General features: G+C 59.8%; 17 protein-coding genes. 8 read left to right on the top strand and 9 right to left on the bottom strand.

Going from position 1 to position 14,568, the window contains the following annotated elements; all coding sequences use genetic code 11:
- The first annotated feature begins 60 nt into the window (after nucleotides 1-60).
- The 4 genes from rph to GOW72_RS00495 are packed head-to-tail and all read left to right on the top strand — an operon-like array spanning nucleotide 61 to nucleotide 2,885.
- Nucleotides 61-774 carry a ribonuclease PH gene (gene rph, locus GOW72_RS00510; RefSeq protein ID WP_170364355.1) on the top strand — a complete coding sequence of 238 codons (714 nt, stop codon included), beginning with the start codon at nucleotides 61-63 and terminating at the stop codon, nucleotides 772-774.
- Nucleotides 771-1,385 carry an RdgB/HAM1 family non-canonical purine NTP pyrophosphatase gene (rdgB, locus tag GOW72_RS00505; protein WP_170364353.1) on the top strand — a complete coding sequence of 205 codons (615 nt, stop codon included), beginning with the start codon at nucleotides 771-773 and terminating at the stop codon, nucleotides 1,383-1,385. The genes rph and rdgB overlap by 4 nt, the downstream gene beginning before the upstream one ends.
- Complete coding sequence (gene hemW, locus GOW72_RS00500; protein ID WP_170364350.1) at nucleotides 1,375-2,529, top strand: radical SAM family heme chaperone HemW; 1,155 nt, start codon at nucleotides 1,375-1,377, stop codon at nucleotides 2,527-2,529. The genes rdgB and hemW overlap by 11 nt, the downstream gene beginning before the upstream one ends.
- Before the next feature lie 2 nt (nucleotides 2,530-2,531).
- Nucleotides 2,532-2,885, top strand: coding sequence for a YbaN family protein (locus GOW72_RS00495; protein ID WP_170361108.1), 354 nt, complete (start codon nucleotides 2,532-2,534; stop codon nucleotides 2,883-2,885).
- Here the strand turns inward: GOW72_RS00495 and GOW72_RS00490 are convergent.
- From GOW72_RS00490 to GOW72_RS00460, 7 genes are all read right to left on the bottom strand, one after another.
- Nucleotides 2,875-3,771, bottom strand: a complete 897-nt coding sequence (locus tag GOW72_RS00490; protein WP_170364348.1) for a ParB/RepB/Spo0J family partition protein — start codon at nucleotides 3,769-3,771, stop codon at nucleotides 2,875-2,877. The genes GOW72_RS00495 and GOW72_RS00490 overlap by 11 nt on opposite strands.
- A 20-nt stretch (nucleotides 3,772-3,791) precedes the next feature.
- Nucleotides 3,792-4,595: a ParA family protein gene (locus GOW72_RS00485; protein WP_315901682.1), complete on the bottom strand. Its 804-nt coding sequence runs from the start codon at nucleotides 4,593-4,595 to the stop codon at nucleotides 3,792-3,794.
- Complete coding sequence (gene rsmG / locus GOW72_RS00480; RefSeq protein WP_170364346.1) at nucleotides 4,588-5,211, bottom strand: 16S rRNA (guanine(527)-N(7))-methyltransferase RsmG; 624 nt, start codon at nucleotides 5,209-5,211, stop codon at nucleotides 4,588-4,590. Before rsmG ends, GOW72_RS00485 begins: the two co-directional genes overlap by 8 nt.
- Nucleotides 5,208-7,085 (bottom strand): tRNA uridine-5-carboxymethylaminomethyl(34) synthesis enzyme MnmG, encoded by a 1,878-nt coding sequence (gene mnmG / locus GOW72_RS00475; protein ID WP_170342628.1) that lies wholly within the window; start codon nucleotides 7,083-7,085, stop codon nucleotides 5,208-5,210. The genes rsmG and mnmG overlap by 4 nt, the downstream gene beginning before the upstream one ends.
- A gap of 3 nt (nucleotides 7,086-7,088) precedes the next feature.
- A complete protein-coding gene (mnmE, locus tag GOW72_RS00470; RefSeq protein WP_170364344.1) occupies nucleotides 7,089-8,375 on the bottom strand; it encodes a tRNA uridine-5-carboxymethylaminomethyl(34) synthesis GTPase MnmE in 1,287 nt (428 codons plus the stop codon).
- A 31-nt stretch (nucleotides 8,376-8,406) separates the two neighbouring features.
- On the bottom strand, nucleotides 8,407-9,678 hold the full coding sequence (gene rho / locus GOW72_RS00465) for a transcription termination factor Rho (RefSeq protein WP_170364342.1): 1,272 nt from the start codon (nucleotides 9,676-9,678) through the stop codon (nucleotides 8,407-8,409).
- A gap of 135 nt (nucleotides 9,679-9,813) precedes the next feature.
- Nucleotides 9,814-10,263, bottom strand: coding sequence for a CopD family protein (locus GOW72_RS00460; RefSeq protein WP_170342619.1), 450 nt, complete (start codon nucleotides 10,261-10,263; stop codon nucleotides 9,814-9,816).
- A gap of 403 nt (nucleotides 10,264-10,666) precedes the next feature.
- On the opposite strand from GOW72_RS00460, the gene GOW72_RS00455 reads away from it, so the two are divergent.
- The 4 genes from GOW72_RS00455 to dnaQ are packed head-to-tail and all read left to right on the top strand — an operon-like array spanning nucleotide 10,667 to nucleotide 13,401.
- Nucleotides 10,667-11,266, top strand: coding sequence for a Maf family protein (locus GOW72_RS00455; RefSeq protein WP_170364339.1), 600 nt, complete (start codon nucleotides 10,667-10,669; stop codon nucleotides 11,264-11,266).
- On the top strand, nucleotides 11,263-12,096 hold the full coding sequence (locus GOW72_RS00450) for a shikimate dehydrogenase (RefSeq protein ID WP_170364337.1): 834 nt from the start codon (nucleotides 11,263-11,265) through the stop codon (nucleotides 12,094-12,096). The genes GOW72_RS00455 and GOW72_RS00450 overlap by 4 nt, the downstream gene beginning before the upstream one ends.
- Nucleotides 12,093-12,686, top strand: a complete 594-nt coding sequence (gene coaE, locus GOW72_RS00445; RefSeq protein ID WP_170361092.1) for a dephospho-CoA kinase — start codon at nucleotides 12,093-12,095, stop codon at nucleotides 12,684-12,686. Before GOW72_RS00450 ends, coaE begins: the two co-directional genes overlap by 4 nt.
- Entirely contained in the window at nucleotides 12,679-13,401 is a 723-nt protein-coding gene (gene dnaQ / locus GOW72_RS00440) for a DNA polymerase III subunit epsilon (protein WP_170342610.1), read from the top strand. Before coaE ends, dnaQ begins: the two co-directional genes overlap by 8 nt.
- Before the next feature lie 25 nt (nucleotides 13,402-13,426).
- On the opposite strand, the gene secB is transcribed toward dnaQ, so the two are convergent.
- The gene (gene secB / locus GOW72_RS00435) at nucleotides 13,427-13,927 is read right to left on the bottom strand and encodes a protein-export chaperone SecB (protein WP_170342607.1); all 501 of its coding nucleotides are present in this window, start codon (nucleotides 13,925-13,927) and stop codon (nucleotides 13,427-13,429) included.
- Nucleotides 13,928-13,981: 54 nt separating this feature from the next.
- Entirely contained in the window at nucleotides 13,982-14,476 is a 495-nt protein-coding gene (locus GOW72_RS00430) for an FxsA family protein (RefSeq protein WP_093963886.1), read from the bottom strand.
- Nucleotides 14,477-14,568 lie beyond the last annotated feature (92 nt).

Raw genomic sequence — 14,568 nt, 5'->3', positions numbered from 1 at the left:
CGGGGTTGCATCGCTGCCATGCCGGGCGTTATCCCCAAGCCAGCAGACAAAGGATATCTCATGCGACCCTCTGGACGAGATTTAAGCGAAATGCGCCCGGTTTCAATCGAGACCGGGTTTACCAAACATGCCGAAGGTTCCTGCCTGATCAAGATCGGCGACACCCATGTTCTGTGTACCGCCACGATCGAGGATCGCGTGCCGCCTTTTATCAAGGGGTCGGGCCTGGGCTGGGTCACCGCCGAATACGGCATGCTGCCCCGCGCGACAAACACCCGGATGCGGCGTGAGGCCGCCAGTGGCAAACAGGGTGGCCGGACCGTCGAGATCCAGCGCCTGATCGGCCGCGCCCTGCGCGCCGGGGTCGACCGCGTCGCCTTGGGCGAACGCCAGATCACCGTGGATTGTGACGTGCTGCAGGCCGATGGCGGCACCCGCTGCGCCTCGATCACCGGCGGCTGGGTCGCGCTGCGGCTGGCGGTGAACAAGCTGATGAAGGCCGGTGACGTGATCTCGGACCCGCTGGTCGATCCGGTCGCCGCCGTATCCTGCGGCATCTATGCCGGCCAGCCCGTTCTGGACTTGGACTATCCCGAAGACAGCGAGGCCGGCGTTGACGGCAACTTCATCATGACCGGTTCGGGCAAACTGATCGAGGTGCAGATGAGCGCCGAAGGTTCCGTCTTCAGCCGCGCGCAGATGGATCAGCTGATGGAACTGGCCGAAAAAGGCGTGGCCGAGCTGGTGGCTGCGCAAAAGGCCGCCACCGCATGACCCGCCGGTTCGAAGGCGATCGGCTGCTGGTGGCCACGCACAACAAGGGCAAGCTCGAGGAGATGGCCCATCTGCTCGAGCCCTTTGGCGTGACCGTCGTGAGCGCGGCCGAGATGAACCTGCCCGAACCCGAAGAGACCGAGGACACGTTCGTCGGCAACGCGCGCATCAAGGCCCATGCCGCCGCTAAGGCCACCGGCCTGCCCGCCCTGTCCGACGATTCCGGCATCACCATCGATGCGCTGGACGGTGCGCCGGGCGTGTACACCGCCGACTGGGCCGAAACCGGAAACGGCCGCGATTTTCTGATGGCCATGACCCGCGCCCACACCGAGCTTGAGGCGCGCAACGCCCCGCATCCACGCACCGCCCAGTTCCGCTGCACGCTGGTACTGGCTTGGCCCGACGGCCATGACGAGGTGTTCGAGGGCGTCGCACCCGGTCATCTGGTCTGGCCGATCCGCGGCAAGGATGGGTTCGGCTATGACCCGATGTTCGTTCCCGATGGGTACGACGTTACTTTCGCCGAGATGGATCGCTGGGAAAAGAACAAGATCAGCCACCGCGCCCGCGCGGTCGAGCTGTTCGTGAAAGGCTGCTTTGGCGGATGATTGGCGCAACGGGGGCTTTGGCCTGTACGTGCATTGGCCCTTTTGCGAGGCCAAGTGCCCCTATTGCGACTTCAACAGCCATGTTTCCAGAAATATTGATCAAAAACAATGGCTTGACGCCTATCTGTCCGAGCTGAAGCGCGCAGCCGCCGAAACCCCTGACCGGGTTCTGAACACGATCTTCTTTGGCGGCGGCACCCCATCGCTGATGGCGCCCGAAACCGTCGCCGCCATGATCGACGCCGCCCGCAGCCTTTGGCGGCCCGCCAATGACATGGAAATCACGCTCGAGGCCAATCCCGGCTCGGTCGAGGCCGGACGGTTCGCCGCTTATCGCGATGCCGGTGTGAACCGGATCTCGATGGGCATTCAGGCGATGAATGACGAAGATCTGCGGCGGCTGGGCCGCATCCACAGCGTGGCCGAGGCCCGCGCCGCCTTCGACATCGCCCGCAGCTGTTTCGCCCGGGTCAGCTTTGACCTGATCTATGCCCGCCAGTACCAGACGCTTGAGGCCTGGCGCGCCGAGCTGACCGAGGCGCTGTCGATGGCGATCGACCATCTGTCGCTGTACCAGTTGACCATCGAGGCCGGCACCGCATTCGGCGACCGCTATTCTGTCGGAAAGCTGCGTGGCCTGCCCGAGGACGACAGCGCAGCCGACATGTATCTGACCACGCAAGAGATCTGCGAAACCCACGGCATGCCCGCCTACGAGGTGTCGAACCACGCTGTTCCCGGGGCCGAGTCGCGGCACAACCTGATCTATTGGCGCTATGGCGATTATGTCGGCATCGGACCGGGCGCCCATGGGCGGATCACGGTGGATGGCCAGCGGATCGCAACCGAAACCCATCTGGCACCGACCGCGTGGCTGAATGCCGCCGCGCAAGGAAACGGCGAAAAGCTGCGGACTCCCCTGACCGCCGAAGAACAAGCGAACGAATACCTCATGATGTGCCTTCGCTTGACTGAGGGTCTAGATATGGACCGTTTCAATTGCCTGTCCGGGCACCCTTTGCCGCAACGCAAACTGGGCTACCTGCAGGACATCGGAATGATCGCCCAAGACGGCCCCCGCGTTTCCGCCACTGCTGACGGCCGCGCGGTTCTCAATGCGGTGATCCGTGAGTTGCTGGATTAGTCATGCACTATTTGTGGGCCACATTTGGATTGCTCTGCGTCGCCTTGGCCATGATCGGCGTTGCCCTGCCCCTGCTGCCCACCGTTCCGTTCCTACTGTTGGCCGCCTTCTGTTTCGCGCGCTCTTCTTCCCGTCTGCACAACTGGCTGATGTCTCACCGAACCTTCGGTCCGTTAATCCTTGATTGGCAAACCTCGGGCGCGATCCGGCCAGCCGCAAAAAAGGCGGCGACCCTGTCGGTTGCCGCCGTCTTTGGTTTGTCGGTTCTGGTCTCTGTGCCCAGCCATGTCCTGATTATTCAGGCCGTGACCTTGGGCGCGGTGATGATCTTTATCTGGTCACGCCCTAACGGCTGAGCTTTGCGCAGAGATCATCCAGTTGATCCAGGTTTTCATAGGTCAGCACGACCTGCCCGGTCTCGGTTCCGGGCTTGTGGTTGATGACCACCTTCATCGCCAGAATCGCGGAAAGGTCTTTTTCCAAAGCCCGCGTATCTGCGTCCTTGCCTGCATTGAGGTCACGCGACCGCGGTGCGGGACGATCTTTGTCGCCCTGTTGCTGCTTCTTGACCAGCGCTTCGGTCGCGCGGACTGACAAGCCGTCTTTCACGACAGTTTTCGCCAGTTCGGACGGATTATCCGCAGTGATAAGGGCGCGCGCGTGTCCGGCCGAGATTTTACCTTCAACAACAAGGACTTGAACGTCACCCGGCAGTGACAACAGCCTCAGAAGGTTGGCAATATGGCTGCGGCTTTTACCCAGGGCTTCGGCCAACTTTTCCTGGGTGTGGCCGAACCGATCCATCAACTGCTTGTAGCCAGCGGCCTCCTCCACGGCGTTCAGATCAGCGCGCTGGATGTTTTCGATGATGGCGACTTCAAGTACTTCGGTGTCGTCAAATTCGCGCACGATGACCGGAATGTCGTGCAACTGCGCCATCTGCGCGGCGCGCCAGCGGCGCTCACCCGCGACGATTTCATATTCGCCGCCGCCGACCGGGCGAACGATCAGGGGCTGGATAATCCCTTTCTCTTTGACCGAGGCAGCAAGCTCGTCCAGTTGATCCTGCGAGAATGTGCGGCGCGGCTGATTCGGGTTGGCCCGCAGCTTCTCGATCGGAACCTTCATGTCCGGCCGACGTGGTTCAGCCGTGACCCGGCCTTCAGGATCCTGTGATACATCCGCCATCAAGGCGGACAAGCCGCGCCCCAATCCGCGAGGTTTTCCTTTTCTGGCGCTCACTTCGCCCTCCTGACAGCCGCTCAGGCAGCCACTTTTTTGTTCTTTTGCATGATTTCGCGTGCCAGATGCCGGTACGCCATCGCCCCCAGAGACCCCGAGTCATATTGAAGGACCGGAAGTGCAAATGACGGCGCTTCGCTGACCCGGACATTTCTGGGTATCTTGGTTTTAAATACCATCTCTCCCAGATTGTCACGCGCATCCTTTTCGACCTGCCGGGACAAGTTGTTGCGGTTGTCATACATGGTCAACACAATACCTTCGATTCTGAGGTCTGGATTCGCGGACTGTCGAACCTCTCGAATCGTCAGCATCAGTTGCGACAGGCCTTCCAGCGCAAAGAACTCGCTTTGCAACGGAACCAACACCGAATGCGCCGCCACCATCGCGTTGACTGTCAGCAGATTGAGGGACGGCGGGCAGTCGATCAGAACAAAATCAAAACCGAATTTGTCGATCGCCGGTTGCCTGAGCGCGTCGTGCAGCAAGTAGCTGCGTTTTTCATTCGAGATCAGCTCAATATCTGCCGAGCTGAGGTCAACCGTGGCCGGAACGATACTGAGGTTTTCGATTTCGGTTTCCTGCACGACGGCCTCCAAGGGCGCCTCGTCCAGAATCAAATCATACGTGGTCCAATCACGATCCTCGACCCCAAGCCCGGTGGACGCGTTTCCCTGCGGGTCCAGATCCACGACCAGAACCTTGCATCCTGCCTCGGCCAAACCCGCCGCCAGATTGATCGCTGTCGTGGTTTTGCCAACCCCACCCTTCTGATTGGCAACCGCCATGATACGAGGTCCTGCAGGGCGCGACAGATCAACCACGTGAGACTCCTTTGATCTTCAGGATGACAGCCTGGGGGTCAGTTAAACTATTAGCCGTCTCCGTGGTGAAATTCCATTCCCGTTGGGCCGCGTCGATTTCTTTTTTCCAGGTGGCGCCTTTGGGAAACACGGCCACTCCATCTTCCTTTAAATGCCTGTCACAGAATGACAATAAAGTCGTCAGGTCTGCGAGCGCCCTTGCGGACAGGACATCAGCGCCCAGGGGATCGATAGCCTCGATCCGCTTTGAAATTACCGAGCAGTTGGCCTTGGTTTCGCGGATGACGGTGCGCAAAAACGCCGATTTTCTCTGATCGCTCTCAACCAGGGTAAATTCCGTCTCAGGCGAAGCTTCAGAGGCCAGTATCGCGCAGACCAGCCCCGGAAGTCCTCCACCGCTTCCCAGATCGACCCAGTGATTCTTTGGTTCAACCAAGTGAAAGACCTGGATCGAGTCCTTTACGTGCCGCGACCAAACTTCTGGCAGAGTGCTGCGCGAAACCAAGTTAATCTTTGGATTCCACTTCCGCAGAAGATCGACAAAGACTGACAGCTTTTCGAATGTTTCACGTGAAACATTCAAGCCATCGGGCGAAGCGCGCGAGTCGCCGTTCATGCCTTTTTTGCTCTCTGACTGCTTCTGAGTTTTGCCAGTACCAAGGTCAAAGCAGCAGGCGTAACACCCTCCACGCGACTCGCTTGGGCAATGTTCGCCGGTCGCGCGGCTGACAGCTTCTGCTTCAACTCATTCGAAAGACCTGTGAGCGAGGAATAGTCAAAATCCGCGGGTATGGCATGGGTTTCGTCGCGCTTCATGGCTTCGACGTCTCGTTGTTGCCGAGCTATGTAATTGGCGTACAGCGCGTCCCTTTCGATCTGCCGACGGGTGTCTTGGTCGACATCCTCCAGCTGCTGGATCAGCGGCACAAGGTCCTCGAAGCAAACGTTCGGAAACGCCAAGATTGCCATTCCGTCCCTGCGGTTACCATCCTGATTTACTTCGATGCCAGCTGTGCGGATTTCCTTGGGCGTAAAGGTCCGTTCGGTCAGTACTGACTTCACAGCACCCAGCCTTTCCATTTTGGTTTCAAAAGCCAGGCGACGGTGATCCGATATACACCCAATTTCCAGGCCTTTCGGCGTAAGGCGTTGATCCGCATTGTCCGCGCGCAAGGACAGACGGAATTCGGCGCGCGAGGTAAACATCCGATACGGTTCCGCTACACCCCGTGTGGTCAGATCGTCAATCATGACACCAATATAGCTATTGGCTCGAGTAAAATGAATCGCATCTCGCCCTTGAACTTCCAACGCGGCATTCAGGCCCGCGATCAGGCCCTGAGCAGCCGCCTCCTCATATCCTGTGGTTCCATTGATCTGCCCTGCAAGATATAGCCCCGGGATCTCCGGCAAGGCCAGGGACGCGCTCAACACACGCGGGTCCACATAGTCGTATTCAATGGCGTAGCCCGGCTGCAGGATTTCTGCCGACTCAAGGCCTTTGATGGATCGAACATACTCGACTTGGACATCCTGCGGCAGCGAAGTCGAAATCCCGTTTGGATACACCGTGTGATCATTGACGCCCTCAGGCTCCAGAAAAATCTGGTGAGAGTCCTTATCCGCAAACCGAACGATCTTGTCTTCGATCGAAGGGCAATATCGCGGCCCCACTCCCTCGATATGCCCCCCATACATCGCAGAGCGGCTCAGGTTCTTCTCGATGATTTCATGGGTTTGCGCGTTCGTGTGAGTGATGCCGCAAGATATCTGCGGCGCCACCGGTGTTTTGGACAAGAATGAGAACATGGTCGGATCATCATCACCGTCCTGCCGTTCCAATCCGTCCCAGTCGATCGTGCGCCCATCTAGGCGCGGAGGCGTCCCGGTTTTCAGCCGCGCCATCGGCAGGTCATAGCTATCCAACCGCTCAGCCAGTCGTACAGACGGCCTGTCGCCCATGCGGCCTCCGGGCCTCTGAACATCGCCGATATGGATCACGCCCCGCAGAAACGTTCCCGAGGTCAGAATAACCGCTTTCGCCGGAATTTCAGATCCGTCGGACAGAACCACCCCGGCAACGCGATGACCGTCCATTCGGAAATCTATGACTTCTCCGGTAATGACTTCGAGGTTCTTTCGCGCCTTTGTTTCCTGTTGCATTGCAGCCCGGTACAGCGCGCGGTCGGCCTGCGCGCGGGGCCCTTGAACGGCGGGCCCTTTACGGCGATTCAGAAGGCGGAACTGGATTCCCGCCCGGTCTGCAACCCGCCCCATAACGCCGTCCAGGGCGTCGATCTCACGAACCAAGTGGCCTTTTCCAAGTCCACCGATCGCCGGATTGCACGACATGACACCGATGTCGGTTTCCGAAAGTGTCACCAAAGCTGTCTGCGCACCCATCCGGGCCGCGGCATGGGCCGCCTCGGCCCCCGCATGCCCCGCTCCGATAACGACGACGTCAAACTCCGAATGTTTCACGTGAAACACTCCTCATTTACCCAAACAAAAGCTGGCGAATATTTCGTCCAGCAGATTTTCCACATCTACTCGGCCGACCAAAGACTCCAACGCGCGGATGGCGATCCGCAGCTCTTCTGCTGCAATATCGTACAGGTCCGGGCCGGAATCCAGAACTCTGAGTGCTTCGGACAGAGCGGCCGAGGATTTCAGCATTGCAACACGATGGCGTTCCCGGGTGGCAATACCAGAACTTGCGGTTCGCTCTCGCAAGACGACCGATATGTTGTGGATCAGGCGGTCTATTCCCTGACCTGTCTTCCCCGACACACCATCGGTCCCGTCTGAACGAAGGTCGGATTTCGGCAAAACCTGGATGTCGCCTGATTGCATACCGATTCCCAAAGCTTGCGGGTCCTCGGTCAGAAATACGCGAAGGTCGGCATTTTCCGCCCGCTTTCTGGCCAGAGCGATCCCAAGACCCTCGACGTGATCCTCAGTTTCGCGCAACCCGGCCGTATCCAACAGCGTGACCGGCAAGCCTGCCAGGTCCATCCGCACCTCGATAATATCGCGGGTGGTGCCAGCATATTCCGAAGTAATTGCCGCCTCCCGGCCCGCAAGCGCATTCAGCAAGGTCGACTTGCCCGCATTCGGTGGGCCGACGATAGCCACTTCAAAGCCGGTGCGAATCCGCTCGGCAATTCTCACGCCCTTTGCCTCCCGCTCCAGATCCGCCATGACAGCAGTTACAAGCGATCGGACTTCGGGTGACACATCCGTTGGCACGTCTTCATCGGCAAAATCAATGACAGCCTCCAGCAATGAGGCCGCCCGGATCAAATCCCGCCGCCACCGTTCCGCCAGGTCGCCCAACTCGCCAGCCAGAATGGTCTGAGCCTGCTTGCGTTGGGCCTCGGTCTCTGCGTCGATCAGATCGGCCAAGCCTTCGACCTGGGCAAGGTCCATCTTCCCGTTTTCAAGAGCACGCCGGGTGAACTCGCCCGGCTCAGCCAGTCGCAGATCCGGCATTTCGGATAGGACGCGCAGAACCGCGTTGACCGAAGCCGCGCTGCCATGGATCTGCAGCTCGGCCACATCTTCGCCGGTAAAGCTGGATGGACCGTGGAAGGTCAGAACCAGCCCGTCATCCAGGCGCGACCCGTCAGGTGCCCGCAACTCACGCAGGCACATGCCACGCAACGGCAAATCTCCACCCGACAGAACCTTGGCCGCTTGGTGCGACTGCGGTCCTGACAGGCGGATCACAGCAACCCCTGCCTTGCCTTGCGCGCTGGCCAAGGCGAATATCGTATCCATTCGAAGGCCTCGCGTCGGTTACAAGACCGTATCAGGTATTCATCGAGTCGAAGAACTCGGAATTGGTCTTGGTCTGTTTCAACTTGGACAACAGGAACTCGATCGCGTCGGTTGTGCCCATCGGGTTGAGGATACGGCGCAGAACAAAGGTTTTGGCCAGATCGCCCTTGTCGACCAGCAGGTCCTCTTTCCGGGTGCCGGACTTGAGGATGTCGATCGCCGGGAACACCCGCTTGTCTGCGATCTTGCGATCTAGAACGATCTCCGAGTTACCGGTACCCTTGAATTCTTCAAAGATCACTTCGTCCATCCGGCTGCCGGTGTCGATCAGCGCGGTGGCGATGATGGTCAGCGAACCGCCCTCTTCGATGTTGCGCGCCGCACCGAAGAACCGCTTGGGCCGCTGCAGCGCGTTGGCGTCGACACCACCGGTCAGAACCTTGCCCGAGGACGGCACCACGGTGTTGAACGCTCTACCAAGTCTTGTGATCGAGTCGAGAAGAATAACAACATCTCGTTTATGTTCGACCAGGCGCTTGGCTTTTTCGATCACCATCTCCGACACGGCCACATGGCGGGTCGCCGGTTCATCAAAGGTCGAGGATACCACCTCGCCCTTCACCGAACGCTGCATGTCCGTCACCTCTTCAGGGCGTTCGTCGATCAGCAGGACGATCAGGTAGCACTCCGGGTGGTTCCGCTCGATCGAGTGCGCGATGTTCTGCAGGATCACCGTTTTGCCGGTCCGCGGCGGCGCCACGATCAGCGACCGCTGGCCCTTGCCGATCGGGGCGACCAGGTCGATCACACGGGCGGACTTGTCCTTGATGGTCGGATCCTCGATCTCCATCTTCAACCGCTCATCCGGATAGAGCGGCGTCAGGTTGTCGAACAAGATCTTGTGCTTGGCCTTTTCCGGGTCTTCGAAGTTGATCTTGGTGACCTTCGTCAGCGCGAAATAGCGCTCATTCTCGTCCGGAGCCTTAATCTCACCCTCGACCGTGTCGCCGGTGCGCAGCGAATGCTGGCGGATCATGTCGGGCGAGACATAGATGTCGTCCGGGCCGGGCAGATAGTTCGCCTCGGGCGAGCGCAGAAAGCCGAAACCGTCCTGCAGCACCTCGAGCACGCCGTCGCCGCCCACGGTCCAGCCCTCGTCCGCGCGTTCGCGCAGGATCTGGAACATCATCTCGCCCTTGCGCATGGTCGAGGCGTTTTCGATCTCGAGCTCTTCGGCCATGGCCAGAAGGTCTTTGGGGCTTTTGGCCTTCAGATCGGCCAGATTCAGGGATTCGGTTGTCATGATGATACGGACCTTGGCCGCAAGGGTGCGGCACAGCGTTGAATTTCAAACAGGAAGATGCGCCATCCGGACGGATGGGTTGATCCCTACATAAGGCCGGTCGCCGCCCGAGTCAAACCGGTGCGGAAATGGCCCTCAGAACTTCAGAATGACCGCCAGAACGATGATGACCATCAAAACGGTCGGAACCTCGTTCATCATGCGGTACTGGCGCCCTGTGAGCGTATTGCGGCCTTCGACGAAATCCTTGCGCCGGGCCATCAGCCAGTGATGAAACCAGGTCATGCCGATCACCGCAGCACCCTTGACCCAAGGCCAGGACCAGTCCCACCCGACGATGCCGGGAGTGAACACCATGATGAGGCCGCAGACCCAGGCCACGATCATCGCCGGTCGCATGATCACGCGCAGCAGCTTTTCTTCCATTTCAAAGAAGATCTCGGGCGCACCGTCCACGGCCTGCGCTTTTTCGACGTGATAGACGAACAGACGTGGCAGATAGAACAGCCCCGCCATCCACGAGATCACCGCCATGATGTGCAGCGATTTCACCCAAGGGTACAGCGTGAAGAGAAGATCGGTCATCGGGTTTCCCGGCACTGGTCGGACCCTCCCTAATAAAAAAAATAGAAAAGAGAAAGGATGATGGTTTTGTAGGGTGGGCAAAATCCGTGGATTATTGTTTTGTCCGCCAGTTTTCCCCAGGTGGATGAATAATTTCCAAAACTGGGTGATTCTGGTGATTTCAGCTTTTACATAATAAAAACAAGAAGTTAAGTTACATACCGCGGATCTGACTTGGGGATAACTCAAGGGACATCTTTTGATGAACAGGAAATCCCAAGATCCCGAGTTATCCTTGTCCCGACCGGACAGTCTTTGAGCGACTCAGGGAAGTTTCAGGCCGAAACCGCGGGCTTGCGTGTCAACCGGAAAACCATACAAACCGTTCAAGACCAATGATCAACTTGCCCACGGGGTTTTCCACATGACTGTCCCCATCGTTCTTGCCTCGGGGTCCGAGATCCGCGCGCAGTTGCTGCGGAACGCCGGAGTGCCGTTTTCCGTCCAGGTCGCCCGCGTGGACGAGGATACCGCCAAACGCGCGCTTGTGGCCGAGGGCGCGCCGCCCCGCGACATCGCCGACGCTCTGGCCGAGCTCAAGGCGCGCAAGATCAGTGACAAGACGCCCGGGGCGATGGTTCTGGGCTGTGACCAGGTTCTGGATTTCGACGGACGCCTGCTGTCCAAGCCCGAAACGCCCGAAGAGGCGCTGGCGCAGTTGAAGGCGATGCGCGGCAAGCGTCACATGCTGCTGTCGGCGGCGGTGATCTATCAGAACGGCGAACCGGTCTGGCGCCATGTCGGTCAGGTGCGGTTGCGGATGCGCGCCAGTTCGGATGCCTATCTGAAGGGCTATGTCGCGCGCAACTGGGACAGCATTCGCCATGCGGTCGGGGCCTACAAGCTGGAAGAAGAGGGTGTGCGCCTGTTCAGCAGCATTGACGGCGACTATTTTAACGTCTTGGGTATGCCCCTGCTGGAGCTGCTCAATTTTCTAGCGGTCCGAGGGGTGATCGAACAATGACCGACAAACGCATTCCACTGGCCGGAGTCATCGGACACCCGATTGCCCATTCCCGATCGCCTGCCCTGCATGGCTATTGGCTGAAGACCTATGGTTTGCCGGGCCATTATGTGCCGATGGATGTTGCGCCTGCCGATCTTGAAACGGTCCTGCGCTGCTTGCCCAAGTCCGGGTTCGTGGGGGCCAATGTTACTGTTCCGCACAAAGAGGCCGCGTTGCGCCTGGCCGATCATGTGTCGGACCGCGCCTCGGTGGTCGGGGCGGCGAACACGCTGGTGTTCCGGTCCGATGGCTCGATTCACGCAGACAATACCGACGGGTACGGGTTCATGCAGAACCTGCGTGCGGGCGCGCCGGATTGGGTGCCGCAGGATGGCCCGGCGGTGGTGTTCGGCGCGGGCGGTGCCGCGCGGGCGGTGCTGCAGGCGCTGGCCGAGGCCGGCGTGCCGGAGATCCTGCTGACCAACCGCACGCGGTCGCGCGCCGACCACCTGAAAGAGGAATTCGGCCAGCGCATCTCCGTGGTTGATTGGGTGCAGGCCGGAAACGTGATCGAAAACGCCGAGCTGGTGGTGAACACCACGTCGCTGGGTATGCAGGGTCAGCCCGAGCTGCGCGTCCCGCTGGACGGGTTGCAGCCGGGAACGGTGGTGACTGATCTGGTCTACACGCCGTTGAAGACCCGCCTTCTGGAACAGGCCGAGGCTGCGGGCTGTACCGTCGTCGATGGGCTGGGCATGTTGCTGCATCAGGCGGTGCCCGGGTTCGAGCGGTGGTTCGGCTTGCGCCCCGAGGTTACGGAAGAAACCCGCGCAGCGGTTCTGGGATGAGCTTTGCGCTGGGTCTGACCGGGTCGATCGGCATGGGCAAAAGCACCACCGCCAACCTGTTCGCGCAGGAAGGTTGCGCCGTGTGGGATGCCGACGCCGCGGTGCATCGGCTGTACGCGGCCGGCGGCGCGGCGGTCGCGCCGATCCGCGCGGCATTTCCCGAGGCCATCGAGAATGGCGCTGTCAGCCGTGATGTCCTGAAACGGATCATCGGTGCCGATCCGACCGCGTTGAAACGGATCGAAGTCATCGTGCACCCGCTGGTGGCCCAGGATCGCGAGGCGTTTCGACAGGCGGCCAAGTCGGACATCCTTGTCTTTGACATCCCATTGCTTTTCGAAGCCGGCGGCGACGCGCAGATGGATGCGGTGGCCTGCGTTTCGATCCCCCCGGACGAGCAGAAGCGCCGTGTCATGGCACGGGGCACGATGACCGAGGCGCAGTTCGAGCAGATCCGCGCCAAGCAGATGCCGAATGACGAAAAATGCGCGCGGGCGGATTTCGTGATCGTCACCGACACTCTGGACCATGCCCGCGCACAGGTGCAGGATGTGGTCAGGCAGATCAGGGCAGGACTGACAGATGCGTGAAATCGTACTGGATACGGAAACCACCGGATTCGATCCCGAAAGCGGCGACCGGATCGTCGAGATCGGGGCTATCGAGCTGTGGAACCACGTCGCCACGGGCGAGACCTATCACGTCTACATCAACCCCGAACGCTCGATGCCGGCCGAGGCCTTCGGCGTGCACGGCATCGGCCCTGACCTGCTGGAGCCGCCGCAACCTGCCGAACCGGGCCAGATCACCCTGAAGGACAAACCTGTCTTTGCGAAGGTCGGGCAGGCCTTCCGCGATTTCGTGGGGGATGCACGGCTGGTGATCCACAACGCTTCATTTGACATGAAATTCCTCAATGCCGAATTGGGATGGATGGGTCTGCCTCCGATCCCGATGGAGCAGGCGCTGGACACGCTGGCGATCGCGCGCAAGAGGTTTCCCGGCTCGCCCGCCTCGCTGGATGCGCTGTGCCGACGGTTCAACATCGACAACTCGAACCGGGTTCTGCACGGCGCGTTGCTCGACTCGGAAATCCTGGCAGAAGTCTATTTGGAGCTGATCGGCGGACGCCAACCAGATTTTGGCCTGTCTTCAGCGTCTGCCGAAAGCTCAACCGGTGGCGATATCTGGCGCCCCGGTCCACGGCCGAACCCACTGCAGCCCCGGATTACCGAGGATGAGCGTGCTGCGCATGATGCATTTGTCGAAAAGCTGGGCGAAAACGCCCTGTGGTCCCGCACCTGATCTGGGTCAGATGCGGGTTGCCTGATTACGCCTCGGTCTTGTCGGACGCCTCGGCCTGACGGCGCATCAACTCGTTGCGGTACAGACCGACGAAATCGATGTTGTCCAGATTGACCGGCGGGTAGCCACCGTCGCGGGTGATGTCGCTGACGATGCGGCGCAGGTAAGGGAACAGCATCCGCGGGCATTCGATCATCAGGAACGGGTGCAACTGATCATTCGGCACGCCTTCCACGTGGAACAGGCCGCAATAATCGATCTCGCACAGGAACAGGATGTCCTCCAGACCCTTGGCCTTGGACTTGAGGTTCAGCTTGATCGACACCTCGTATTGGTGGTCGGCCGAGCGCTTTTTCGCATCCAGGTTCACCTGGACCGAGATCTCGGGCTGCACGTCGCCCGAGACGCCTTTTTGCGCCATCACGTTTTCAAAGGACATGTCCCGGATGAACTGTCCCAGAATGCGCATCTGGATTTGGGGGGCTGCCTGGGGCTCGGTTGTGCCGGCGGCGGTTTCTTCGGTCATGGATCCGCTCCAAAATTTAAATTCGCCACTGCTTATCAAGTTGGGCCGGGCACCTCAATGCTGGTGCGGCCCTTCCACCCATTTCGACGGTTGTGCGGGTTTTGTGCGCACTTCCGAATACTCTCCATCTATGATGTCATCCCCACCGAACGGATCGCGCGTCGCCCCGTATTGCGGGCCGGGGCCCATCTGGAACTGGGTAATCGTGACCCGCGACTTGAGATACCGAAAAACCGCGGCCCGCACCCCGGGAACCAGCAGCGCAAAGCCGATTGCGTCAGTGAAGAACCCGGGCGTCATCAGCAGAACACCTGACAGCAGGATCATCGCACCATTGGCCAGCGGTTCTGTCGGGTCGTCCAGTTCGGAAAAGGCGTGCTGTAGCTGACCCATCGCCATGCGACCTTGTGTCCGCACCATCGCAGTACCCAGAAAGGCGGTCAAAACCACGATTGCCAGTGTCGGCCACAGGCCGATCAGACCGCCGACCTGGATAAAAAGGGCGATTTCGATGATCGGCACCAATAAAAATGCCAAGAACAGATACATATGCGCTATCCTTTCCCATAGGCCGGGCTGTGGACTTGCCACCAACTGTCACCTACATAGTGGCACGAGGCCGCGTGTACAAAGTCTCGGTG

Origin of the sequence: Ruegeria arenilitoris (assembly GCF_013032855.1) — a bacterium.
Classification (GTDB): Bacteria; Pseudomonadota; Alphaproteobacteria; order Rhodobacterales; family Rhodobacteraceae; genus Ruegeria; species Ruegeria arenilitoris.
This window is presented reverse-complemented; position numbering and strand designations above follow the sequence as displayed.